22 protein-coding genes are annotated in these 23,266 nt (G+C 43.4%); 13 read left to right on the top strand and 9 right to left on the bottom strand.

The genetic code is table 11. From position 1 onward, the window contains the following. Window positions 1–170: 170 nt before the first annotated feature. From RB622_RS20705 to RB622_RS20680, 6 genes are all read left to right on the top strand, one after another. On the top strand, window positions 171–1,223 hold the full coding sequence (locus tag RB622_RS20705; protein WP_308048557.1) for a saccharopine dehydrogenase C-terminal domain-containing protein: 1,053 nt from the start codon (window positions 171–173) through the stop codon (window positions 1,221–1,223). A 72-nt stretch (window positions 1,224–1,295) separates the two neighbouring features. Then, window positions 1,296–2,834 carry an aldehyde dehydrogenase family protein gene (locus tag RB622_RS20700; RefSeq protein WP_308048556.1) on the top strand — a complete coding sequence of 513 codons (1,539 nt, stop codon included), beginning with the start codon at window positions 1,296–1,298 and terminating at the stop codon, window positions 2,832–2,834. A gap of 66 nt (window positions 2,835–2,900) precedes the next feature. After that, complete coding sequence (locus RB622_RS20695; protein ID WP_308048554.1) at window positions 2,901–3,167, top strand: PqqD family protein; 267 nt, start codon at window positions 2,901–2,903, stop codon at window positions 3,165–3,167. Between the two features lie 6 nt (window positions 3,168–3,173). After that, window positions 3,174–3,614, top strand: a complete 441-nt coding sequence (locus tag RB622_RS20690) for a lasso peptide biosynthesis B2 protein (RefSeq protein WP_308048553.1) — start codon at window positions 3,174–3,176, stop codon at window positions 3,612–3,614. A gap of 19 nt (window positions 3,615–3,633) precedes the next feature. Continuing rightward, window positions 3,634–4,563, top strand: coding sequence for a serine kinase (locus RB622_RS20685; RefSeq protein WP_308048552.1), 930 nt, complete (start codon window positions 3,634–3,636; stop codon window positions 4,561–4,563). Further along, window positions 4,553–5,689: a nucleotidyltransferase family protein gene (locus RB622_RS20680; RefSeq protein WP_308048551.1), complete on the top strand. Its 1,137-nt coding sequence runs from the start codon at window positions 4,553–4,555 to the stop codon at window positions 5,687–5,689. The genes RB622_RS20685 and RB622_RS20680 overlap by 11 nt, the downstream gene beginning before the upstream one ends. On the opposite strand, the gene RB622_RS20675 is transcribed toward RB622_RS20680, so the two are convergent. The 3 genes from RB622_RS20675 to rsfS form a co-directional block, all read right to left on the bottom strand. Continuing rightward, the gene (locus RB622_RS20675) at window positions 5,686–6,627 is read right to left on the bottom strand and encodes an aldose 1-epimerase (protein ID WP_308048549.1); all 942 of its coding nucleotides are present in this window, start codon (window positions 6,625–6,627) and stop codon (window positions 5,686–5,688) included. The genes RB622_RS20680 and RB622_RS20675 overlap by 4 nt on opposite strands. A 113-nt stretch (window positions 6,628–6,740) precedes the next feature. Further along, window positions 6,741–8,795 (bottom strand): ATP-dependent zinc metalloprotease FtsH, encoded by a 2,055-nt coding sequence (gene ftsH, locus RB622_RS20670; RefSeq protein ID WP_308048548.1) that lies wholly within the window; start codon window positions 8,793–8,795, stop codon window positions 6,741–6,743. Window positions 8,796–8,867: 72 nt separating this feature from the next. Then, complete coding sequence (gene rsfS, locus RB622_RS20665; RefSeq protein ID WP_308048547.1) at window positions 8,868–9,251, bottom strand: ribosome silencing factor; 384 nt, start codon at window positions 9,249–9,251, stop codon at window positions 8,868–8,870. A gap of 47 nt (window positions 9,252–9,298) precedes the next feature. Here rsfS and RB622_RS20660 point away from each other — a divergent pair, with 47 nt between their 5' ends. Then, a complete protein-coding gene (locus RB622_RS20660; protein WP_308048546.1) occupies window positions 9,299–10,066 on the top strand; it encodes a biotin--[acetyl-CoA-carboxylase] ligase in 768 nt (255 codons plus the stop codon). Here RB622_RS20660 and RB622_RS20655 read toward each other — a convergent pair. Together RB622_RS20655 and RB622_RS20650 are read right to left on the bottom strand one after the other, a co-directional pair. Beyond that, complete coding sequence (locus tag RB622_RS20655) at window positions 10,063–10,407, bottom strand: transmembrane 220 family protein (RefSeq protein WP_308048545.1); 345 nt, start codon at window positions 10,405–10,407, stop codon at window positions 10,063–10,065. The two genes, RB622_RS20660 and RB622_RS20655, sit on opposite strands and share 4 nt — an antisense overlap. An 83-nt stretch (window positions 10,408–10,490) precedes the next feature. Then, complete coding sequence (locus tag RB622_RS20650; protein ID WP_308048543.1) at window positions 10,491–11,192, bottom strand: tetratricopeptide repeat protein; 702 nt, start codon at window positions 11,190–11,192, stop codon at window positions 10,491–10,493. Window positions 11,193–11,472: 280 nt separating this feature from the next. On the opposite strand from RB622_RS20650, the gene fsa reads away from it, so the two are divergent. Both fsa and RB622_RS20640 read left to right on the top strand, forming a co-directional pair. Next, window positions 11,473–12,129: a fructose-6-phosphate aldolase gene (fsa, locus tag RB622_RS20645; protein WP_308048542.1), complete on the top strand. Its 657-nt coding sequence runs from the start codon at window positions 11,473–11,475 to the stop codon at window positions 12,127–12,129. A gap of 92 nt (window positions 12,130–12,221) precedes the next feature. Then, window positions 12,222–12,899, top strand: a complete 678-nt coding sequence (locus RB622_RS20640; protein ID WP_308048540.1) for an ATP-binding cassette domain-containing protein — start codon at window positions 12,222–12,224, stop codon at window positions 12,897–12,899. 78 nt (window positions 12,900–12,977) lie between these two features. Here RB622_RS20640 and RB622_RS20635 read toward each other — a convergent pair whose 3' ends face one another. Beyond that, the gene (locus RB622_RS20635; RefSeq protein ID WP_308048539.1) at window positions 12,978–14,543 is read right to left on the bottom strand and encodes a bifunctional response regulator/alkaline phosphatase family protein; all 1,566 of its coding nucleotides are present in this window, start codon (window positions 14,541–14,543) and stop codon (window positions 12,978–12,980) included. Between the two features lie 160 nt (window positions 14,544–14,703). Continuing rightward, window positions 14,704–15,444, bottom strand: a complete 741-nt coding sequence (kdsB, locus tag RB622_RS20630) for a 3-deoxy-manno-octulosonate cytidylyltransferase (protein WP_308048537.1) — start codon at window positions 15,442–15,444, stop codon at window positions 14,704–14,706. 57 nt (window positions 15,445–15,501) lie between these two features. On the opposite strand from kdsB, the gene RB622_RS20625 reads away from it, so the two are divergent. From RB622_RS20625 to RB622_RS20610, 4 genes are all read left to right on the top strand, one after another. Continuing rightward, window positions 15,502–16,293, top strand: coding sequence for a DUF4905 domain-containing protein (locus tag RB622_RS20625; RefSeq protein ID WP_308048536.1), 792 nt, complete (start codon window positions 15,502–15,504; stop codon window positions 16,291–16,293). Further along, complete coding sequence (locus RB622_RS20620) at window positions 16,294–17,286, top strand: LysM peptidoglycan-binding domain-containing protein (protein ID WP_308048535.1); 993 nt, start codon at window positions 16,294–16,296, stop codon at window positions 17,284–17,286. A gap of 93 nt (window positions 17,287–17,379) precedes the next feature. Further along, a complete protein-coding gene (locus tag RB622_RS20615) occupies window positions 17,380–17,592 on the top strand; it encodes a hypothetical protein (protein ID WP_308048534.1) in 213 nt (70 codons plus the stop codon). Next, the gene (locus tag RB622_RS20610; RefSeq protein WP_308048533.1) at window positions 17,579–18,397 is read left to right on the top strand and encodes a TIGR02757 family protein; all 819 of its coding nucleotides are present in this window, start codon (window positions 17,579–17,581) and stop codon (window positions 18,395–18,397) included. Before RB622_RS20615 ends, RB622_RS20610 begins: the two co-directional genes overlap by 14 nt. A 146-nt stretch (window positions 18,398–18,543) precedes the next feature. Here RB622_RS20610 and RB622_RS20605 read toward each other — a convergent pair whose 3' ends face one another. Both RB622_RS20605 and RB622_RS20600 read right to left on the bottom strand, forming a co-directional pair. Further along, window positions 18,544–21,942, bottom strand: coding sequence for a ThuA domain-containing protein (locus RB622_RS20605; protein ID WP_308048532.1), 3,399 nt, complete (start codon window positions 21,940–21,942; stop codon window positions 18,544–18,546). 166 nt (window positions 21,943–22,108) lie between these two features. Further along, on the bottom strand, window positions 22,109–23,161 hold the full coding sequence (locus RB622_RS20600) for a sugar phosphate isomerase/epimerase (protein WP_308048531.1): 1,053 nt from the start codon (window positions 23,159–23,161) through the stop codon (window positions 22,109–22,111). Between the last annotated feature and the right edge of the window lie 105 nt (window positions 23,162–23,266).

Here is a 23,266-nt window from a genome sequence, read left to right as displayed (position 1 = left end):
TGAAAAACTTACAAAAATGGCTTGTAAGTTTTATAAAACTGCAATTTCTTTTCCTATCTTTCATTAAAATCTTTTCCCGGTAGACGGTTCGGGTTTTGTTTCGGGATCAATGCCGGACTGGATATACTTTATCAGTTGAAATTTTACACTTCATCACAAATCACAGGTTTATGAAAAATGTAGTTGTAATAGGTCTGGGTAAAGTCGGATCACTGGTCGCGACTTTATTAAGTAAGCGTTTCCGGGTAACAGGCGTCGATAGGGTGAAGCCGCCTGTTGATATTCCTTTTACATTTAAAGCCGGAGACATTTCTCAAAACTCATTTCTGGAAGCAATTCTCGAACATGCCGATGCCGTCGTGTCCTGCATGCCGTACAATTTGAATCTGCCCATTGCGCAGCTGGCCTACCGGAAGGGAATTCATTATTTTGATCTTACAGAAGACGTTGGAACCACGGCGGCAATTCGTGAGATGGCCAAGGACAGCAAAGCGGTTATGGTGCCTCAGTGCGGTCTTGCACCCGGTTTTATTGGTATTGTCGGGACGGATCTGGCGAAACGGTTTACCAGGATCAGAGACATTGAATTGCGTGTAGGCGCGCTGCCGCGTTATCCCAACGGGCTGATGGGTTATTCCTTTACCTGGTCGCCGGCAGGTGTGGTGAACGAGTACCTTAATGATGCGGAGGTAATTCATAATGGTGTCAGGAAAATGGTACCTTCACTCGAAGGTATCGAGATGATTAATATTGAAGGTCAGGAATTTGAAGCGTTCAGTACGTCGGGGGGCTTAGGGACTATGTGCGAAACTTTTGAAGGGAAGCTGGACACGTTGAATTATAAGACTATTCGCTATCCCGGACATTGCAGTCTGATGCGGTTTTTATTGTATGAATTGATATTAAAGGAAAAGCGTGAACTGGTTGAGCAAATCCTGACAGAGGCAAAACCGGCTGTTCAGCAGGATGTTGTCTATGTTTATGCGGTAGTGGAAGGCTGGAAAGGTAAGATGCTGGAACGGGAGGAGTTTTACCGGGCCTATCATCCGATAAAGATCGATGGACAACATTGGCGGGCCATATCGTGGACAACCGCGGCCTCGATTGTTGCTGTTGTTGAAATGGTTGCCGACGGCGCTTTACCTAGTAAGGGATTTATTAAGCAGGAAGAAATAACCCTGCAGGCTTTTTTGAAAACCAGCAATGGTCATTTGTTTGAGTAAGATTTGAGAGGAATACCAATATCCGATTTTCATTACTTGACTCATCAATATATTCTGGTCGTTAAAAACACTATGATTGATATAAAAGAAATTCTCGGCAAGCTTGCTATAAATCCGGTTAATGACGGTGTGACAACAGGTCTGCAATCATGGCATGGTGGTGGTGCAATGATTGAATCCTATTCGCCCGTTGATGGAAAGCTGATCGCCAAAGTATCTTCCGCGAGTAAAGAGGATTATGAAAAGGTTGTTGAAGCCGCCCATCAGGCTTTTAAGACCTGGCGTCTTGTCCCCGCGCCAAAACGTGGAGAAATTGTACGGCAAATGGGAGAGCAGTTGCGGGCTAACAAACAATCCCTGGGTACGCTGGTTAGTTACGAAATGGGTAAAAGCTTGCAGGAAGGGCTCGGCGAAGTGCAGGAGATGATCGATATCTGTGATTTTGCAGTGGGACTTTCACGGCAGCTCTATGGACTGAGTATGCATAGTGAGCGGTCGCAGCACCGGATGTATGAGCAATGGCATCCTTTGGGCATTGTCGGAATTATTTCGGCATTTAATTTCCCCGTGGCCGTCTGGTCCTGGAATGCGATGCTGGCTTGGGTTTGCGGGGATGTTTGTATTTGGAAACCATCAGAAAAAACGCCGCTGACAGCCCTGGCCTGCCAGCATATTATTAAAAGTGTTTTAAGAGAAAATGATTTACCCGAAGGGATTTCGTCCATTGTGACGGGGGATAGAGAAATTGGACAATACCTGGCTGAAGACGAACGTATTGCGTTGATTTCGGCAACGGGAAGCACAAGAATGGGCAGGGCCGTGGGTGAAACCGTAGCGAGACGTTTAGGGAAAAGTCTGTTGGAATTAGGCGGGAATAATGCCATTATTTTGACACCCAGTGCAGACCTGAATGTAGCAATCCCGGGTATCGTTTTTGGTGCCGTCGGTACCGCTGGACAAAGGTGCACGTCCACGAGGCGGTTAATTATTCATGCCGATATCTATGAAATTGTTAAACAGCGATTGATAAAAGCTTATGGTCAGCTCCGGATTGGAAATCCTTTGGATGAAAATAATCACGTGGGACCGCTTATTGATAAAGTTGCAGTTGCACAATACACAAGCGCTATTGAAAAGATTCGAAAGGAAGGCGGGTACTTTATCGTTGAGCCGGAAGTTTTACAGAGAGACGTTTATCTTTCAGGTTGTTACGTTGCGCCATGCATTGCCGAGGTGGCGGCTAGTTCTGCCATTGTGCGGACCGAAACATTTGCCCCCATTCTTTATCTGATCAAATACGACGATCTGGATGAGGCTATAGAAATTCAGAATTCTGTTCCGCAGGGATTATCTTCTGCCATTTTTACTTTGAATATCCGGGAATCGGAGCAATTTTTGTCAGAATCCGGTTCCGACTGCGGTATTGCCAATGTCAATATCGGAACATCAGGAGCAGAAATTGGCGGTGCGTTTGGCGGCGAGAAGGAAACGGGTGGCGGACGTGAGTCAGGATCCGACGCATGGAAAGCGTATATGCGCCGACAAACGACAACGATAAATTACAGTGCTGCGCTGCCACTGGCGCAGGGAATAAAATTTGAAATCGAATAGTTATTATTTTTAACTTTGTAATTCGTTAAAACACGTACACACGGAAATTATTGACTTAACACCAGTATGAAATACAAACTGACATCTCAGCAAATTGCATCAAAAGTAGGAGAGGAATTCGTAATTCTTAACCACAACAAAGGAGCTTATTACGGTCTTGATGAAGTGGGTGCTGTGGTCTGGAATTCTTTGGAAGCAGAACCCCAAACGCTGGAAACACTTTGTGAAGCGGTGCTTGGAGCATATGACATAGATAAAGAAACCTGTCTGGAAGATGTGGAAGTACTTCTGAATGACCTGATTTCTGAAAAATTGGTAGAAGTAACGCAATAACCGCTGGTGGAAAAACTAAAAACCTACTGGTTTAAATGGCAAAATTTATCCGGGTATGCGAAACTTATGTTTTTGCAAGCCGCTGCTATGCTTTTGCTGATTAAAATAGGTTTGACTGTTTTGCCCTTTCAAACGTTCCGACGGTTATTTCACTGGCTTACGGAAACGAAAGCCATGCGGGAAGTGTCTCCGGTGAAGATCGAAGAGACTGTCAAGGCTGTGAATATGGCGGCCAATGTATTGCCTTTTGCGCTTTTGTGCCTTCCCAGGGCATTGGCTACAAAATACCTGCTGCGACGGGTACCTTCATTGAGTTTAGAAATTGGCATTGAAATTAATCCTAATAAGGCATTCGAAGCACATGCCTGGGTGGAAAAAGAGGGCAAAGTTATTATTGGAGACTGGTCAGGATCTGTCTCTTATCAACGTTTATGGGTTTGGGAATAATTTACATTAAATCACACACATGCCTTTTTACAAAGCTTACGGATTAACGATTTCCTCTGAAATAGAATTACCTGAACTAATTCCGGCGAAAGAACCTGCCGAAATAGACTTTTCAATAATAAGGGGCGACGTAACACTTCCCAAATTAAAAAAGACCCCAATACATCGAAGAGGAATAAGAGCCTTGTATGGCAAAGAAGAGGACGGGAACCTGATCCTGCATTGGGACGGTGTTGCCGACTTTAAGGCAGTTGATGGAAAAAATCTGGTCGTGTTCTCACATACGGAAGATAAAAACCTGTTGAGTCTTTTTGTGGTCAGTGAGGCATTGGCCATGATTTTATTTCAAAAAGGATATTTTCTTTTGCATGCCAGCGCGGTGAAAATCGGTAACGAAGCCTGGTGTTTTATGGGAAATCCGGGAGCGGGAAAATCTACCACTGCCGCAGCATTTATTAAGGCAGGTTGTACGCTGTTGAGTGATGATCTGACTGCCATCAAATTTGACGATCATGGGAAAGCCTATATTGTTCCGGGATATCCGCAATTGAAAATCTGGGATAATACGGTTAACGGATTGTCTTATGATCGGTCAGTGTTAGATCCTGTCAGTGAAGGTGTTAATAAGTTTTCATATAAACCGGAAGGAGAATTCTGTCAGCAAGCAGTTCCTTTAAGTGAAATTTTCTTTTTACATAAAGGCAATAACCGTCCGGCTTTACAGACACTGAAACCCTCGGAAATTCCCATTGAAACCCTTAAAAATTTTCCGCTGCCCATCGCATTTCTGAAAGATAAATTAATGGAAAATCATTTTACACAAAGTTTCTTATGTGCAAAGTCCGCGGGCATGTGGCGGAAAAGGAGACCTGCGGGTTTTTCGAAATTGGAGCAATGGGTGCATGAGAGCATAACGTTGTCAACTGATGCAATAGCGTATGTCCCTTAATCCGCTTTCTCCGCAGTTGTCATTTTTGGTAAAATCAAGCCTTGGCGGAAATGCTGATGCCCTGATTTTACCGGTTTCTGTTAATGTTTCAGATTGGGAGCAGCTTTGTGAACTTGCGGAATGGCATCAGGTTGGCGCTTTGTTGTTTGATGCGCAGCAGGCAAATCCCAATAGAGAAATTCCTTCATCCTGGTTTGAAAAACTGAGAGAAAGCAGCCAAAATCAGGCTGTTTTCAATATGTTGTTTTTAAGACGCTCCATTGAAATCAGTAAGGATCTGGCTTCGGACAATATCGATGCCTTTTTGATGAAAGGCGCACTCTGGGCCTGGATGTTGTATGAAAATCCAGGGCTAAGGGAATTTGGCGACATTGACTTTTTTCTACGAAAAGAACAGATTACTGGCGGTTTGAAAGTTCTGGCCAGAAATAATTTTGAACCCGACGTTTACAGAAAATATCTTCTGAATGAAAATAAGGTAGCCCGGTTGTATTTTGATACGGATTACCAGCTTCCACTCACGCCAATTACCACGGATATCATCTATTCCATCGAAGTGCAGTGGAATACAACCTATCCAAGATATCATTATTCATTAACCTGGACTGAGCTAACGAGTCAGATGATGGATTTCTCTGTGTCTGGGACGACATTACGTGTACCCTCGTCGGAAAATCAGCTTTTGATGATGCTTATACATCATGGAGGTGTGGAGCAATGGGATAAGCTGAAATACATGGCTGATCTGGTAAGGCTTCTGAGGAAATTCAGCGGCCAGATCAACTGGGATTATGTGATTGGGGTAAGCAAGAAAAAAGGATTTTACCGGATCTTGCTGGAATCACTCGGGCTTGTGCGGATTCTTAGTGGAGAAAATTATTTTCATTTCGTTGGCAATCATCTTGAAATGAATTATCCTACACCGGAATTTTACAATAAGGTGATAGGGCACTGGGAAAATACGCGGATTAAACCGGTCACGAAGTCGTGGCGCATTTTCTATTTTAATATGATTTATCGTGACAGGCTAAGCGATAAACTGTCGATTTTGTTTAGTCACTTAGCCTATCTTTTGGAATGGAGACTTATCATCCCCAAAGCACGCTGGTACCGGGGAAAATCCTAAACGAGATTGATTTTGATCGTTCCTGAAACCGTATTACCCGGTGCCAGGGTAGTCAAACCCTCACCGTTGTTAAATGCATTAACATTGGCCGTTAGCGGTTCAATCGCCACGCAGTCCCTCGCAGGCGGAGTATACACGACCAGATGGTTAAATTTTCCCTCTCCGGTTTCCTGTTCAATTCTTAATGTCACGTCCTGATTTTCTGAAATCAACTGTGTAACGGCTGTTTCTCCCGTACTTTTTACGATAAAGGCATTATCCAGCGCTTTTTTAAACAGCGGCATGGAGCCTTCAATAGGAAAAGGTGCCGTGCCAGTCGGGCTCATACGGTTGTCGAAAACCACAATGGTGTCGGAAGGAATGTTAATTTTCCATGCATCAACCATTTCATTGCCCAACTGGAAATACGGATGCCAGCCAAACATGGTGGGGCAGGGCTGTGATCCGACGTTTTTTGCCTTGTATGTGAGTGTAAAGACACCGTCAGTACTCAGTTTGTATTTAACGGTGAAGTCGACTGAGAATGGATATCCCTCGGCTTCTCTCAATTCATAAGATAGTTTCAAATAAGCATGATCTGAGGTTACTACCTGCTCAACCAAATGAAAGTTGTGCTTGCGGACCAATCCGTGAATGGCGCTTTCGCCATCATTTTTGGCTAGCTGATAATGTTTTCCGAGGAATTTGTACTGTCCGTCAGGAATACGGCTCGCAAAAGGGAATAGTAATTCGCTTGCGCTTTGGGTATCTGCGATCAGCGTGTTGGGCGTTGCGGGCGTTTTGAGCAATGAAAAAAGGGTAACGCCTTTTCGCAGGGACAATTGTCGGGTAATACCGCCCAGTTCCGGTACAACCACGCAACGGTTGGACGTGGCAGTTTCCTGAATGACGTATTCGGTGAGTTCACCGTATTGCTGTTTTAGGATTTCAAAAGACATCGGTATAAGTTTTAGGGTTGGTGCAAAAATAGGTGCGTAAATGTAATTTAAAAATAAAACCGGACAGTTTTAGCTGTCCGGTTTTAAGATTTGATCTATTAAATTTCAGGAAATTAAGCAGCCGACGAGTCTTTGTCGTCTGCTACCATTTCTGCTTTTTCCTTCTCGGTTTGTTTTACTGCTTCTTCGTGAATTGCAGCTTCCTCGTTGGAACGACGGTTGATATAAGCCTGATAGCTCGTCTCCTTTTCGTAAGGACGTTTGCCAATCAGTTTTTCCAAATCACTTTGGAAAAGGATCTCTTTTTCCAACAATTCTTTGGCCAATATTTCCAAAGCATCACGTTTTTCAATAAGCATGTTTTTAACAAACTGGTATGCCTGCTCAATCAGCTTACGCACCTCTTCATCAATCGCCTGTGAAGTTGATTCAGAATAGGGTTTCGTGAAGTTATAATCGCTCTGTTTTGAATCGTAGTAGGAAACATTTCCGATGCGGTCATTCATACCATACATCGTTACCATGCTATAAGCAACTTTCGTGACACGTTCAAGGTCACTCAATGCTCCGGTAGAAATTTTACCAAAAATTACATCTTCCGCAGCACGTCCGCCCAATGTCATACACATTTCGTCAAACAACTGCTCTGTACGATACAAATACTGTTCTCTCGGCAGATATTGTGCATAACCCAACGCAGCAACCCCACGCGGCACAATCGATACCTTAACCAAGGGATCAGCGTGCTCTAGGAACCAGCCCGCTACTGCGTGACCCGCTTCATGGTAAGCAACGATTTCTTTTTCTTCAGGAGAAATAAGTTTGTTTTTCTTTTCCAAACCACCGATTACACGGTCCATCGCATCCTGGAAGTCCTGCATCGTCACTTCTTCTCTGTCACGACGGGCAGCAATAAGAGCGGCTTCGTTACAAACGTTAGCAATTTCAGCACCGGCAAAACCAGGAGTTTGTGCAGCAAGTTTCTGTATATCAACGTCCAGGGAAAGCTTCAAAGGTTTTAAATGCACTTTGAAAATGGCTTCACGGCCAATAACATCCGGCTTGTCAATTGAAATCTGTCTGTCAAAACGTCCAGGACGCAATAAAGCAGGATCTAGTACGTCAGGACGGTTGGTAGCGGCTACGATGATGATACCGGAATCGGTTGCGAAACCATCCATCTCAACAAGGAGCGAGTTCAATGTATTTTCACGCTCGTCGTTTGAACCTGGCATAGCACCACGTCCGCGTGAGCGGCCTACGGCATCAATCTCATCAATAAAGATGATACAAGGCGCTTTTTCCTTAGCTTGTTTGAAAAGGTCACGAACACGTGCGGCACCTACACCCACGAACATTTCAACGAAGTCAGAACCTGACAGGGAGAAGAAAGGAACCCCCGCTTCACCTGCCACGGCTTTCGCCAGCAAAGTTTTACCTGTACCCGGAGGGCCAACCAATAAGGCGCCCTTAGGAATTTTTGCACCCAGTTTCTTGAATTTGTCAGGGAATTGCAGATACTCCACAATTTCCTTGATCTCTTCCTTCGCTTCGTCAAGGCCGGCAACATCGTTAAATGTGATCTTAACCTTGTTTTCAGCGTCAAAAAGCGTAGCTCTTGAACGGCCGATATTGAAAATCTGGCCGCCGGGTCCCACACCGCCTGACATTCTGCCAAGGATGAAGTACATCACAAGGATCATGATAATAAAGAAACCCCATGTGCCCAGAAAGCTCGTCCAGTCATTTCGCGTGTCTACAACCAGTTCAATTTTGTCATCGTCCGGTACCGTTTCCTGAATTTTATCCAGGTCCTTCTTAAAGGTCTCTGCGGATGTGACTTGAAACTGGTAATGAGAAACAGGTTCACCTCCGAAATAATTACCGCCGTTTTCTGTGGTAAGTACTTTATATTTATCAAGCTTGAGCGCTTCCGGCTTCAATGTTACCTCAACTGTCTTGTCGTTTACTATCGTAACACGCGAAACTTCCTTATCGGCCACCATTTTCTCGAAACGCTTTTGCGTCGTATCGCGAATGGTTGATGTCCTGTTCAGGTAAGTTATCCCCAAGATAGTAGCAATCAAAGCAGCTATGATCCATCCCTGATACCCTTTTTGTGGACTTTTAGGATTAAGTGGACCTCTTTTGTTATCGTTTTCAGACATTCTTATTAATAATTAAGAGGAAATTTAATAAATAACATTTCGCACCCGATGAATGTTCATCTGCTACGACATTTACAGGACCGAATCTTCAAAGTGCGTTACGACCGCGTCTCCCCAAAGCGCTTCCAAATCATAGTGTTTGCGACGTTCTTTATTAAAAATGTGAGCCACTACATCCACATAGTCAATTAATATCCATTCGCCATTGGCCTTTCCTTCTTTCTGCCAGGGATCGGTTTTTGATATTTTGTAAACTTCGTCTTCCACCGAGCCGGCCAAAGCGTCTATTTGCGTATCGGAATTCCCCGAACAAATTACAAAAAAATCGGTTATTGAATTTTTTACTTCACGAAGATCAAGAATAGTTATATCCTCACCTTTCTTCTCTGACATCCCTTTAGCGATTAGCTCGGATAAATCTTTTGATGATAGTTCTTTATTTTTGCGTTGTTTCATGCGTAGTTGATTCCTATTTCTATAAAGCCTAAAGTAAAGTAAAAAAATTGTACAACTCTATATACGATACCTTAATTATAGGTAAAAAAGTTATTTATCTGCCATCTTGTCATTCAACAAACGACATAGCGGCTGAATTAGTACGTGCTGATTCAAGTATGGAAGGAGCCGTTGTCATTACTGACGACCAAACGAAAGGTCGCGGACAAAGGGGGACAATCTGGGTAACGGAACCCCGGAAAAATCTCACGATGTCGGTCGTACTGACGCCGGTATTCTTGCCGATACCGGATCAATTTCTTATCAGCCAGTCTATTGCATTGGGAGTGACGGCTTATCTGAGTACCTATTCTGATAAAGTTAAGATAAAGTGGCCAAATGACATCTATCTTGGAGATAAAAAAATATGCGGAACACTCATAGAAAACTCAATTCAAGGCTCCCGTTTGGCCAGTTCAATTGCCGGAATTGGCATTAACGTGAACCAGGTCCGGTTTGGAGGCACCAGGGCAACGTCGCTGGCCAGCCATACAGGAAGAGAATTTGTAATGAACGAGGAGTTTTCAAAACTGGTACACCACCTGGATGTCTGGTATTTTAAATTGAAATCCGGTCACCAGGAAGAAATCCGCCGCGCGTACTTAAAACATTTATTTGGTTATAATCAGCTATGCCGGTTCCGTTATCAAAATGAAATTATTTCGGGAACTGTTACCGGCGTAACTGATTATGGTAAATTATGTGTCAGATTTGAGGGCTATGCCCACATTGTGGAACTGGACCTCAAAGAAATTGAATGGATATGGGACAATTAATCCACTGATTTTTTTCCCCATTTTCCCAATATCACCATCACAAGCGCGCAAATCAGTAAACCGAGCGATTCACGGGCCTCTTCAATGTTGATGCTTCTCATTTGTGCTTCGCCAAAAAAGATGCCTTCAAAATGCGGTGGCCACTGGAATACGGATGCAACCAGATAACCCGCCGCCAGGGCATAAAACACCCAGGAAGGCCAAAGGTTATTGATGCTCATGTAACAGGCAAGGGCGGCTGCGCTGTATGTAAATATCCAAATGGTCGAGTCGGGATCATTGAACTGATAATAAGCGAAAAGCATAAATATCAGGGCAAAGATGATCTTGAAAAATTTCATCGGTTTTCTTGTTTAGTGGGTTCTGTTGTCTAATATAAAGCTGATTTGGGCTTTTTATTACTATTTCAGCGATATAATTTTGATCATTTACAAAACTGACTTAGCGCAGCTGTTGCATCTTCATAGCCCAGGTTTTGCGCCTGTTTCAGGCTTGTGCAACCCAGATCTTTTTCACCGTCATACCATTGCGCCAAACCAAGTCCGTAAAAGGCTTTCCCGTATTGGGAGTCCAGTTTGATCGTCTGGCTGAAGGCCAGCGTCGATTTTTTGAAATCGCCCTGACGATAATAAGTATTTCCCAGGTTATACCAGGCTTGCTTGTTGTCGCGGTTCAGCTGTGTGGCTTTTTCGAAATCCAGAATGGCAGCTTCGGTCTTATCGAGCAAAACATACAACTGGCCCCTGTTTAAAAAAACATCCGATGTGTCAGGTGCAAGATTGGCTGCATGGTTATAGTCTGTCAGCGCTGAGTCCAGGTGGTTATCGGCCGTATACAAAAGTGCCCGGTTGAAATAGGGGCGGTAAGATTTTGGCTGAATTTTTATCGCCTGGCTGAAATCCATCAAAGCACTTGGGTATTCCTTCATTTCGTAATAGGCGACACCGCGGGTGTTGAGCGCCTCAGCGTTGGAAGTATTTTTTTCAATGGCTTTGTTCAGGTATTCGATGGCTTCCTTGGTTTTGCCTTCACGCATTAAATCTTTGCCTTTTTGAAGGAAAGCATCACTGGATTGGGAACAGGAATTAAGAATTAGTAAAAAAAATAAAAAAAATATTCGGCACATAATCACGTGTTTAGAGTTGTTTCGCACAAAAGTAAGACGAAAGATGAAACGAATGATTTCTTTTTGTCAAATAAATGTCTTTATCTTTGCACCGGCAAATCGGAACTACCAGCTCCTTCCGAATCCCCCAGGTCCTGACGGAAGCAAGGGTAGGTGGTTGATGCGGTGAGATTCTCGGTTTGCCTTTTTTTATGCCCTTTCGCTTCCATTCCACATCTTTTTTTTGCTTTTAGTCAGGGTTTTCTACTTTTGTGGAACAATTAACTATTTAATTCTTGATATGAAATTTTTTATTGACACTGCGAATCTAAAAGAAATTGAAGAAGCTCAGGCTTTAGGTGTACTTGACGGGGTTACAACCAACCCTTCGCTTATGGCTAAAGAGGGAATTACCGGAAAAGATAATATCATGAGACACTACAAATCCATCTGTGATCTTGTAGATGGCGACGTAAGTGCAGAAGTAATTTCTCTTGATCTGGAAGGAATGATTCGTGAGGGAGAAGAATTGATCGAGATTGATGACAAAATTGTGGTGAAGATCCCGATGACGAAAGAAGGGGTTAAAGCTTTGAAATATTTTTCACTGAAAGGTGTTCGTACCAACTGTACGCTTATTTTCTCGGCTGGACAGGCGTTATTGGCAGCAAAAGCAGGTGCAACCTATGTTTCTCCGTTTATTGGCCGTCTTGACGATATTTCAACGGATGGTATTGGTTTGATCGAGCAGATCCTTACGATCTACCGTAACTATGGTTTCGAAACGCAGGTTCTTGCCGCATCAGTACGTCACCCAATGCACATTATCCAGTGTGCGGAAGTTGGAGCAGACGTGATGACAGGTCCTTTGAGTGCAATGGAAGCGTTGTTGAAACACCCGCTTACAGATATCGGACTTGAAAAATTCCTGGCTGACTACAACAAAGGAAACGCTTAATAAGAATTTAGACTATATGGGAGGTTAGGTGTTTAGGAAAACTAAATGTCTAACCTCTTTTCTCAAAATCTGATTATCTCATTTCTCAATTTATGACTGAATCAACAGAGCCTATTGTAAGATTGGAACGGGCAGATATCTATCAGGGTGACCGGCCTGTTTTAAATGATGTCCATTTTGAGATAAAAAATGGGGAGTTTGTATATCTGATCGGTCGTACGGGGAGCGGAAAAAGCTCGCTGATGAAAACGCTTTATGGCGATTTATGGTTGCATACGGGCTCTGCGAAAGTGGTGGGCTATGAGCTTCATAACATCAAAAGGGTGGATATTCCGTTTTTAAGACGGAGAATCGGGATTGTTTTTCAGGATTTTCAATTGCTTTCTGATCGGTCCGTAGAGGATAACCTTTCTTTTGTGCTGCGTGCAACGGGCTGGGATCAGCAGGCAAAAATCTCCAAACGGATTGCAGAGGTATTAATGCAGGTTGGTTTGGGGACTTCGCAAAAAAGAATGCCGCATCAGCTTTCCGGCGGAGAGCAGCAGCGTGTTGTGATTGCCCGTGCCATGCTCAATGAACCCAGAATACTCATCGCTGACGAACCGACAGGAAATCTTGATCCGGAAGTAGGGGATCAGATCATGCAGGTCTTCAGAACGATTAATAACGCAGGTACAGCCATTCTGATGGCCACACATAACTACGAATTTCTCAAAAAATTTCCGGCGCGCGTGTTGAAATGTGAAAACGGAAATGTTTCGGAAGGATAAAAGATAATTGTTTAGAGGAAAAAAGGGCTTGAAGAGAACTAAATTTTCTTCAAGCCCTTTTTTTAAATAAAACTAAAATTATTTAGCCGTTAAGTCAATAAACGGAATGATGACCTCTTCCAGAGACACGCCTCCGTGCTGGAAAGTATCCCGGTAAAGGTTCACGTATTGATTGTAGTTGTTCGGATAGGCAAAGAAATAATCTTCTTTGGTAAACACGTATGAAGTAGAAACGTGTGGCTTCGGAAGGAATATGCGCTCCGGTTTACGGCAAACCATTAAGTGATTATCATCAAAACCGAGGTTTTTGCCGTGTTTGTAGCGCAGGTTCGTATTTGTTTCACGGTAACCGATAATTTTAACGGGTTTCTGAACGCGGATCATTCCGTGGTCCGTTGTTAAAATCAGTCTGCATTTCTTTTCCGCAATCTTTTTAATGAAATCCAGAAGCGGCGAGTGCTGGAACCATGACTTTGTAATCGACCGGTATGCGGCTTCGTCAGGAGCAAGTTCCTTGATCATTTGCACGTCTGTACGCGCATGGGAAAGCATATCAACAAAGTTGTAAACCACGACATTCAACTGATTATTCAGCAGATTGTTGAAGTTATCAATCAATGATTTTCCTTGGTTCGTATTTAATATCTTATTGTACGACGCTTTGATATTGAGATGATTCGTTTCCAGCTGTTTTTGCAGGAAATCAAACTCATGGTTGTTCAAACCTTCTTCGCCATCCGGCGTATTTTCATCACTTACCCACCACTGCGGATGCTTACGTTCCATTTCGCTAGGCATCATACCCGAGAAAATCGCGTTTCTGGCATAACCCGTCGTGGTTGGCAGAATCGAGTAATATGAACTTTCTTCTTCAATATTAAAATACTCCTGCATGATTGGCTGGATCATTTTCCACTGATCATAACGGAAGTTATCGATCAACAGGAAAAAGACTGGCTCAGTAGATTTTTTCAGATAAGGAAAAACCTTCTGTTTCATGAGCTGATGGGATAAGATCGGGCGGTCAGCTTTTGGATCGTTCAGCCAGCCTTCGTATTCCTGCTCAATAAACTTGCAGAAATTGGCATTTGCGTCACTCTTCTGCATACTGAATACTTCGGACATGCCCTGATCGTCGGAGCTTTCCAGTTCCAGCTCCCAGTAAATCAGTTTTTTATAAATATCCGCCCATTCTTCATGGCCAATGCGGTCCTGATATTGCATGGCCAGGTTTCTGAATTCCTGCTGATAGCTCAGTGTCGTTTTTTCAGTAACCAGTCTTTTGTTGTCAAGAATTTTTTTTACAGACAATAAAATCTGATTCGGATTAAGAGGTTTGATCAGATAATCATCGATTTTAGAACCGATGGCATCTTCCATGATATGCTCTTCCTCACTTTTGGTAATCATAACAACCGGAAGATTTGGCTGCATTTGTTTGATTTGCGCAAGGGTTTCAAGGCCAGTCATACCCGGCATCATTTCATCCAGGAAAACGATATCAAAGCGGTCATTTTCAATGCGGTCCAGGGCATCGGCTCCACTGTTCACCGGTGTTACGTTATACCCTTTATTAGTCAGGAACATGATATGGGGTTTAAGCAGATCTATTTCATCATCTGCCCAAAGAATGTTATATTGCATAAGCTGGTTTTTCAATTAGTAATGGTTAAAACAAAGAAAATTAACGTGCCAAAGACTGATCTGGTATTAAAAATAATAGCCTTTTAACATAAATTAAGAGTAAAACTACATTTGTCTGTGTAACCGTTTTTGTTAAATTCATTACCTTAATTGCCCGGATTCAGGACAAAAACTTACGCGTAACGCGGTCCAGATCATCTGGTGTATCCACGCCATGCGAATCGTCGGAGGTGATCACGGCCTTGATCGAATATCCGTTTTCGAGCCAGCGGAGCTGCTCGAGTGCTTCTGCTTTTTCCAATGATGAAAATTCCAGCTTTGTAATTTCGGCGAGTACGTCGACCCGGTAGGCGTAAATCCCGATATGCTTGTAAAAAGTATTGGATTCAAGCCATTTATCTGTTTCAACACCACGTAAATAAGGAATGGTTTGTCTGCTGAAATATAAGACTTCGCCTCGTTTATTCAATACCGCTTTTGGTACATTCACGTTGAAAAGAATTTCTTCGCTGTCGATTATTTTTACGAGCGTAGCCAGTTCAATCGTGCCGTCCAGGACTTCGGCCAGGTTGTTGATCGGTTCAGGACTGATAAAAGGTTCATCTCCCTGAATATTAATGACATAGTCGTATTTTCCTTCCGTTTTGGTAAGCGCTTCGTAACATCTGTCGGTTCCGCTAAGGTGGTCGGAAGAGGTCATAACAGCCTTTCCGCCAAAATTATGTACGTGATCAAAAATTCTTTCGTCGTCGGTTGCTACGATAACCTGGCTGAGTTGTGTAGCTTTGGAAGATTGTTCATAGACACGCTGAATCATCGATTTTCCGCCGATATCAACCAAAGCCTTGGCAGGAAAACGGGTTGATGCGTAGCGCGCTGGTATTATGCCTAGTATTTGCACGTGTTTAAAGTTTGAATGATGTTATCTCAAATTTTGTTTCAAAATAAAGCTAAAAATTTGCAAAAAGTTTTTTCACATACGTTTTCACAAAATATCTGGCGTATACTTCCCCACCCGGACCCGGATATTAATGAATGGGCGATCGAATTGCGGGAAAGTTCGGAAAAGAAAGTGTCATTTGCGATGATTGATCTGTCTATTCCGGAATTACGCTGGCAAGTTACGCCAGAAGGAGCAGATTGGTGGACATCCCTGACAGCATTTTCACACCAACATATTTTTTTGCACAACTACCGTTACCCCGATCTGCCCCAGCCAACGGATTTACTGGCGGTTTCGGCCCTGGACGGTGCATTATTGTGGGCACTGCCTAACTACGTATTAGTGCGCACGTTAGAGGGAGAGGAAGTGGAGGTGGCGACGCAGAAGGGGGAGAAGTTTCAGTATGCGCAATGTGATGTACACACGGCGGCGCTGTCTGGCGCTTCGGAGAAGATGAAACAACTTTCGCCGGAAATAATTTTAAAACAACCTGTTCGTTACAAGGAGGGAAATATCTATTTTGAGAAACTTTCGTCTTTTTTATCCGAAATAATGGGTATTTCAAAACCCATTTGTATTGATTATTTGGATGAAAGGCCCTATATGATGTTTTCTTATTATATTTACGAGCAGGAAAAGATAGTACAATATCTTCTTATCGTTACAGATAAAAAGGAGATCGTATTTCATGAACAACTCTCGGAGGGGCGGGATGGCGTAGGTCAGTCTACCATGTTACTGAAAAACGGAATATTGGTGTATCTTAAAAATAATAATGAATTTTCGAGTTTAACATTTTCTTACTGAATGAAATACATAGTATACCTAGCCATTTTGGCAGGTTTTTTAACAGGAGCGGAAAGTGCCCGTGCGAATGGAACAAGTGCAGTAGATTCAATAGGGTTTGAAAAAGTGGGGGGTAAAATTTATGTTTTACATAAGGTAAATCAAGGACAGACAATGTTCGCTGTCGTCAGGCAGTACGGAACAACGATTCAGTCGCTCCGGGAAGCCAATCCGGGCATCAGTGACAATGTTCAACTGGGACAGACTTTGCGTGTGCCCTATACGCCCAAAGTGAGCAAAAAAGAACCCAAAAAGGAAGAACTGAAAAAAGAAGAGCCTAAAAAAGAAGAGGTAAAAGCGGCCGTTAAGGATGCCAAACCACTTCCTCAGCCTCCGGTCACCACCACGGCGCCTCCAACGGCGGATGCAAAAGTATCGGTTGCGCCCAGCGGAGTCCATAAAGTTGAAGCGGGACAAACACTTTACCGGGTTGCCGTGAAATATGGTGTTTTGATGGCTGATATTCGTAAATGGAATAATCTCAAAGACGATAACCTTACGGAAGGACAGGAATTGATCGTAAGTGAAAAGGGCGCGGAAAAAACGAAACCGGTTGTAGCAGAACCTAAAAAAGTGGTGACGAATGTCGTAAAGGATTCTGTAAGAGCGAAAGCGGCGGTTGCTGAAAAAGTAATGAAACCAGTGGAGGAAGTTGCCCCGCCAAAGGTGGTGTCGGGAAAACGTAAATCTGAATCAGGTTTGGCGGAGGTCATTGAAACGGATGAAAGTACAAGTAAATTTCTTGCATTACACCGCACGGCACCCATAGGCGCTTTGATTGAAGTGTTAAACGAGTATAATCAGGAAAAAATAATCGTACGCGTGATCGGACGTATTCCGGAAACAAGTGTGAATGATGATATTATTATCAAATTGTCGTCACGCGCTTTTGAAAAAGTATCGCCCAACAGCAAGCGCTTCAGGGCGGTGATCAGTTACCTGGAAAGCAATTAATCGAGATTAAAGAAATTTAAATGAGACAGGATTGGTTTGGTAATCAGATATCTATGGTCTCTTACTACAAAATTCAATTCTGAAAATAACATAATGAAGCATTCACCCGAGTTCAGATCCAAAAGAGAAGAGGAAAGAGCGGCGTTAAAAAAGACAACCGGATATAAACTATGGAGCGTGCTGTTTACGGTGATGTATCCTTTTATTGCCGTTTTTACGTTTGTTTTTTCTTGTATCGTGATGTTTTTTTCGGGTATTTCGAGAGCTTTGGCTTATGTGTTAGGAAAAGGTCATGCGGAACATTGAAGTTGAATTAAGACCCATATCACAAGCCATCACCGATTTGCTGGAAGCCAAGGCGGAACAATACAATCAGCCGGATTTTATTCCATACGATCCCATCAGTATTCCACATCGTTTTTCGAAAAAACAAGATATCGAGATCATGGGTTTCTGGGCAGCTGTGCTTGCCTGGGGACAGCGAAAAACGATCATTAATAAATGCCTGGAGTTATCTTCGCTGATGGATGACGCCCCCTACGACTTCGTGAAAAACCATCAGGAAAGTGATCTTAAAAAATTCCTCGGGTTTAAGCACCGTACTTTTAATGCGACGGATACGCTTTATTTCCTACATTTCTTTCAAAATTTCTATAACCAGCACGATTCGCTGGAATACGCTTTTAGTAGCCACATGTCAGTATCTGATGTGACGATTGAAAATGGTTTGATCGGCTTTTATGATCTGTTCAGCGACTCGGAAAATTTTCCGGGCAGGACAAAGAAACATATTGCAACGCCTGTCAGGAAATCGTCGTGTAAGCGGCTGAATATGTTTTTGAGATGGATGGTCCGGAAAGATAACAAAGGCGTTGATTTTGGTATCTGGGAGAATATCAGCCCGTCGCAGCTGGTTTGCCCCTGCGATGTCCATGTGGATCGTATTGGGCGTAAATTGGGATTAATTCAAAGACCGGTAACCGATTGGAAAACCGCAACGGAATTAACAGCGTCATTACGCATGTTAAATCCGAATGATCCCGTTTTGTACGATTTTGCATTATTCGGGTTGGGTATTGAGGGGTTTGCCAAAGAAGAGTTTTTGATTTGACACGAGGGTTTTGGCTGGTGTTTACAAATTGGAGGTGAAATTTAAACGCAGAGGTAAGGTGTAAAAAAGGAGTTGCGCAAAGAGTTTTACTAATTCTCTGCGTAACTCCTTTTAACACCTTACCTCTGCGTTTAAATCATAAACGACTACATCGTACTTCCCTTAAATTCAATCGAATCAATGGCGAAAAGCGGTTTGCCATTTGCCTCCGGGTTTTTATAAACAAAAACAATTCTATGCTTTTTGTTATCTGTCGGGGCTGTGGTTGCCAGGTTAACGGTAGTAGATGAATCAACTTTTGTTTCGCCGATTTTTAATCCCGTTGGAGAATCCAGACGAGCTTCCAAAATTCCGCCCGCCGTTTTGTCGCTGCTGATGACAGACACTGCCAGTGCAGAAATTCCTGTCAAATCGATATCGTCAAAGGCGATGAAACTTCCGTTTGCAGAGCCTAAAACCACTTCTGGTCCCGCTGCTGTTTTGAATTTTACAAAACCTTTTCCGTCATCCAATGTATTGGCCTGCACTTTTGCAGGGCGTAATGCCACCGTTTTTACTCCGGTAAGCGGGCCCATCAAACCATTTCCTTTATCCGTATAAGCAGCGGTGAAAATGTAAGAACCGCTCTTTTTCTTCGCTTCTGTTACGTAAGCACTTTTCAGCGGTTTCTTATCAACCACCTGTTTTTTGGATAATGAAAGAATATACTTTATCATTTCTTCGACTTCCTCTGGTTTGTGTTGCGGGTGCGCGGCCATAGCCTGTTCGCCCCAAACACCGCCGCCACCTTTGATCACCTTATCCGTTAGTGTTTTCAAGGAATTCCGTTCTTTTTCATAACGCTTAGCGACTTCGATATAAGCGGGTCCGATCGATTTTTTGTCAACCGAGTGACATGCTTTACAATCGCTTAATTCAATTAAACGCTTCCCTGTATCAAAACCGGTGTTAGCCTGATGACCTTGTGCCAAAACCGTTTTGTCGAATCCTTCCAGATAGTTGATTGTCAGTGTTACTTCATCTTCCGGAATTGTTTTCTTAACCAGACTTCCGTCTTCTTTATCCGTTACGGAAACTTCGTAGTTAACAGGTTTGTCGTTCCAATAAAACGTTTTGTTTCCTTTGATCGCAACGTCCACCTGCGGAATTGCATTCCCGGCTTTAACCGTTACTTCGGACGTATTGCTGTTTCCCGCGCTGTCGGTTACTTTGAGGATTGCCGTAAATTCACCCGCTTTTGTATAGGTAAATGTAGGGTTTGGTAAATTGCTTTTTCCTAAACCTTTGCCAAATGACCATTCATATTTGATTGCATCGCCATCATAATCCAGAGATCCGTTGGATGAAAAAGCTACTTTCAACGGAACGGCACCGGTTGTATTGGTCGCTTTCGCGGTGGCTACGGGAACACGGTTTCCAGCATTGTAGGTAATATGTGACAGGCTTGCTTCGTCATTTTGAGCGAACCAGTTCGGGCCGTATTCCAGGGTGTACAATGAGCCGTCGTTGGCAAACTGCATATCGATCGGGTGGCTGAATTTACCTTTTGGCATAAAGCGCTCGATATTAACGAGGTCGCCTTCTTTGTTCATCGTTACGATGTTGATGTAATCGCGGATCCAGTCATAAGCGAAGAACTTACCGTTGTAATAATTCGGGAATTTGCTTTTGCTATCCTGGTAATCGTTGAAATAATAAACAGGGCCGGCCATTGCATTACGTCCGCCTTTACCTACGATAGGACCAAAATCAGGCGAATCGGCATAAGGATACCAGATAAATGCAGGCTGCGCTGGAGGCAGATTGGTAATACCGGTATTGTGCGGAGAATCATTGATCGGAGCAGCCGCATCGAAAGGTTTTCCCGAAGTGCTGTCAGCAAAGTTGTAAGCAATATAGGGCTTGTTATCGCCGATAAACAAAGGATAACCGAAGTTGCCCGGTTTTCTTGCCTGGTTAACCTCGTCATAACCGCGCGGTCCGCGTTTTGGGTTGTCATTCGAAGCATCAGGTCCAACATCACCCCAATACACATAACCGGTGTGCTGATCCACGGAAATTCGGTAGGGGTTACGCGTTCCCATGACATAAATTTCGGGACGTGTTTTGTCAGTGCCGACCGGGAATAAGTTGCCTTCAGGAATATCATAAAGGTTGGTTCCGCCAGGCATATTCGCGCGACGATCACCATAGCGAGGTTTGATACGAAGGATTTTTCCTCTTAACGAGTTGGTGTTGGAAGAAGAATGGCGACCATCCCAACCCTCACGTCCGGGGCGGCCGTCAATAGGCCCATATCCGTCAGACTGGAAGGGGTTCACATCATCACCTGTCGATAGATACAGATTTCCCTGAGGATCCCATGCGATGGAACCACCCGTATGGCAGCAGTCCGTTCTTTTAACGGGTACTTTTAAAAGATTCTCTTCCGTAGATAACAAAAGCGTATCCTTGATGTCGTCATATTTGAAGCGTGACAGGTGTTGTGCGGTGTCAGCTTCGCTGGATGGCGGAGAATAATACAGGTATACAAGTTTGTTCGTCTTGAAATTCGGGTCGATATTTAAACCCATCAATCCATATTCCTGTTTAATGTAAACCGGAACTTCGGCAACCACTTTCACTTTGCCTGTTTTAGGATTGTACAGTTTTAGCTTTCCTTTTCTTTCGGCCAGCAGGACGCGGTGATCATCCAGGACAACGAGTTCAGTGGGCTCATCCAGTTTGCTTACCAGTACTTTTTTTGTAAAACGATTTTCTTCCGGACGTGCTTTTGAATAATCCAGTGAAGAGGCCATCACATATTTCAAGCCGCCTGTCAGGTGTTTTAAAAATACGGGATTTACAAAAGTTGCGTCTTCATGGCCAAAGTTGGTGTAAAATGCTTTTCCTCCGTCATACTCATGGTACCATGACATCGGGTGGTTATCACCCATTTTGCCGTCTTTATAGGTCTTTTCATCAATCTTGACAAGAACGGTTACCTGTGGATTGAAGTTTTTGAAATCATAAAATTCATCTTTGATCTGCCAGCGATCAGGGAAACCTTCCATGGATGGATGTTGCTTATTGACCGCGTAAGCTTCTCCATTCTGGACATTCGGATTGCCCGGGTGGCTCGCAAAATAGGCTCCTGCCAGCTTGTTGTACCACTGCCAGTCGTATTCCGTGTCCGTCGCGGCATGGATACCGACATAACCACCGCCAGCCTGGATATAATGTTCGAAGGCTTCCTGCTGATTATCGTCAAGAATGTTGCCGGTTGTGTTCAAAAAGATAACCGCGCTGTATTTACGAAGGTTTTTTTCGGTAAAAGTCGCAGCATTTTCAGTTGTATCAACACTAAAACCATTTTCTTGGCCCAGTTTAATAATAGCGGTTCTTCCGGCCGGAATAGATGCATGGCGGAATCCAGCTGTTTTTGAAAATACAAGTACTCGTTTTTCCGGGGTGACAGTTTGGGCAATGGAGGCAACAGAAATGCATACGGCCAGGCAAAATGCGCCCAGATATTTCATAGGTTTTTTAAAAGAAGAATACTTCATTATTGTTTTTAATTGAGTTTTCAGTAACAGATCAGGGGTTTGTTTAGGCGGTTTTTATTTCCATTACGATGTACTTTCGGTAGCCTACAAGTAAATGTATAAAAAAACCTATCAGTCATAAGAACGATAGGTTTTCATTATACTTGTTATACAGACAATTATTTAATTAAAGTCCTAATATTCTGCGGTTAAACGCCTCGTCGGCACCTGTTCCTGCGAAATCGTCAAAAGCTTTTGTCGTTACATCAATGATGTGGTTTGCAATAAAAGGAGCACCTTCGGCGGCACCTTGTTCCGGCGATTTTATGCAGCATTCCCATTCCAGAACGGCCCAGCTATCGTAGTCGTACTGAGAAAGTTTTGAGAAGATACTTGGGAAGTCAACCTGTCCGTCACCCAATGAACGGAAACGTCCTGCGCGGTCGGCCCAACCAGCAAATCCACTGTAAACGCCTTGTTTTCCGGTTGGATTAAATTCAGCATCTTTTACGTGGAACGCTTTGATACGGTCGTGGTAAAGATCGATGAATTGCAGGTAGTCAAGCTGCTGTAACACGAAATGACTTGGGTCATAGTTGATGTTCGCTCTGGAATGACCGTCAAGATAATCGACGAACATTTCGAAAGTCGCGCCATCGAAAAGATCCTCGCCCGGATGAAGTTCATAACAAACATCCACACCGTTTTCGTCGTAAACGTCTAAAATTGGTTTCCAGCGGGCTGCCAGTTCTTTAAACGCCGTTTCAACCAGACCAGCCGGGCGCTGAGGCCAGGGATAAAGGAATGGCCATGCCAATGCGCCAGAGAAAGTTGCGCTGGCCGTTAAGCCCAGGTTTTTGCTGGCAATGGCGGTGTATTTAAGCTGCTGGGTAGCCCATTCAGCTCTTGCTTTTGGATTTTTACGTACTTCCGGAGCTGCGAAACCATCATACATTTCATCGTAAACCGGATGTGAAGCCACAAGTTGTCCGATAATGTGAGACGCAAGTTCCGTAATTTCCAGACCTTTGTCTTTTAACTTACCTTTTAGCTCATCGGCGTAAGTCTGAGATTCGGCAGCAAGTTTGATATCGATAATTCTTGGATCCCAAATCGGTAACTGAAGGCCTTTGTAACCAAGATCGGCCATGTATGTTGATAAGCCATCAAGTGTATTAAACGGAGCTTCATCACCCAAAAATTGAGCTAAGAAAATGCCTGGGCCTTTTATAGTCTTCATGATTAAGAGTTTTGTTTGTTTAATGTAATTTTTGGTATTTAGAAAGGAAATATTTTTAATTGCACAAAGAAGTCAACCGTTTAAAAGTTGACTTCTTTGTGCAAC

Source organism: Dyadobacter sp. LHD-138 (genome assembly GCF_030929615.1).
Classification (GTDB): domain Bacteria; phylum Bacteroidota; class Bacteroidia; order Cytophagales; family Spirosomataceae; genus Dyadobacter.
This window is presented reverse-complemented; position numbering and strand designations above follow the sequence as displayed.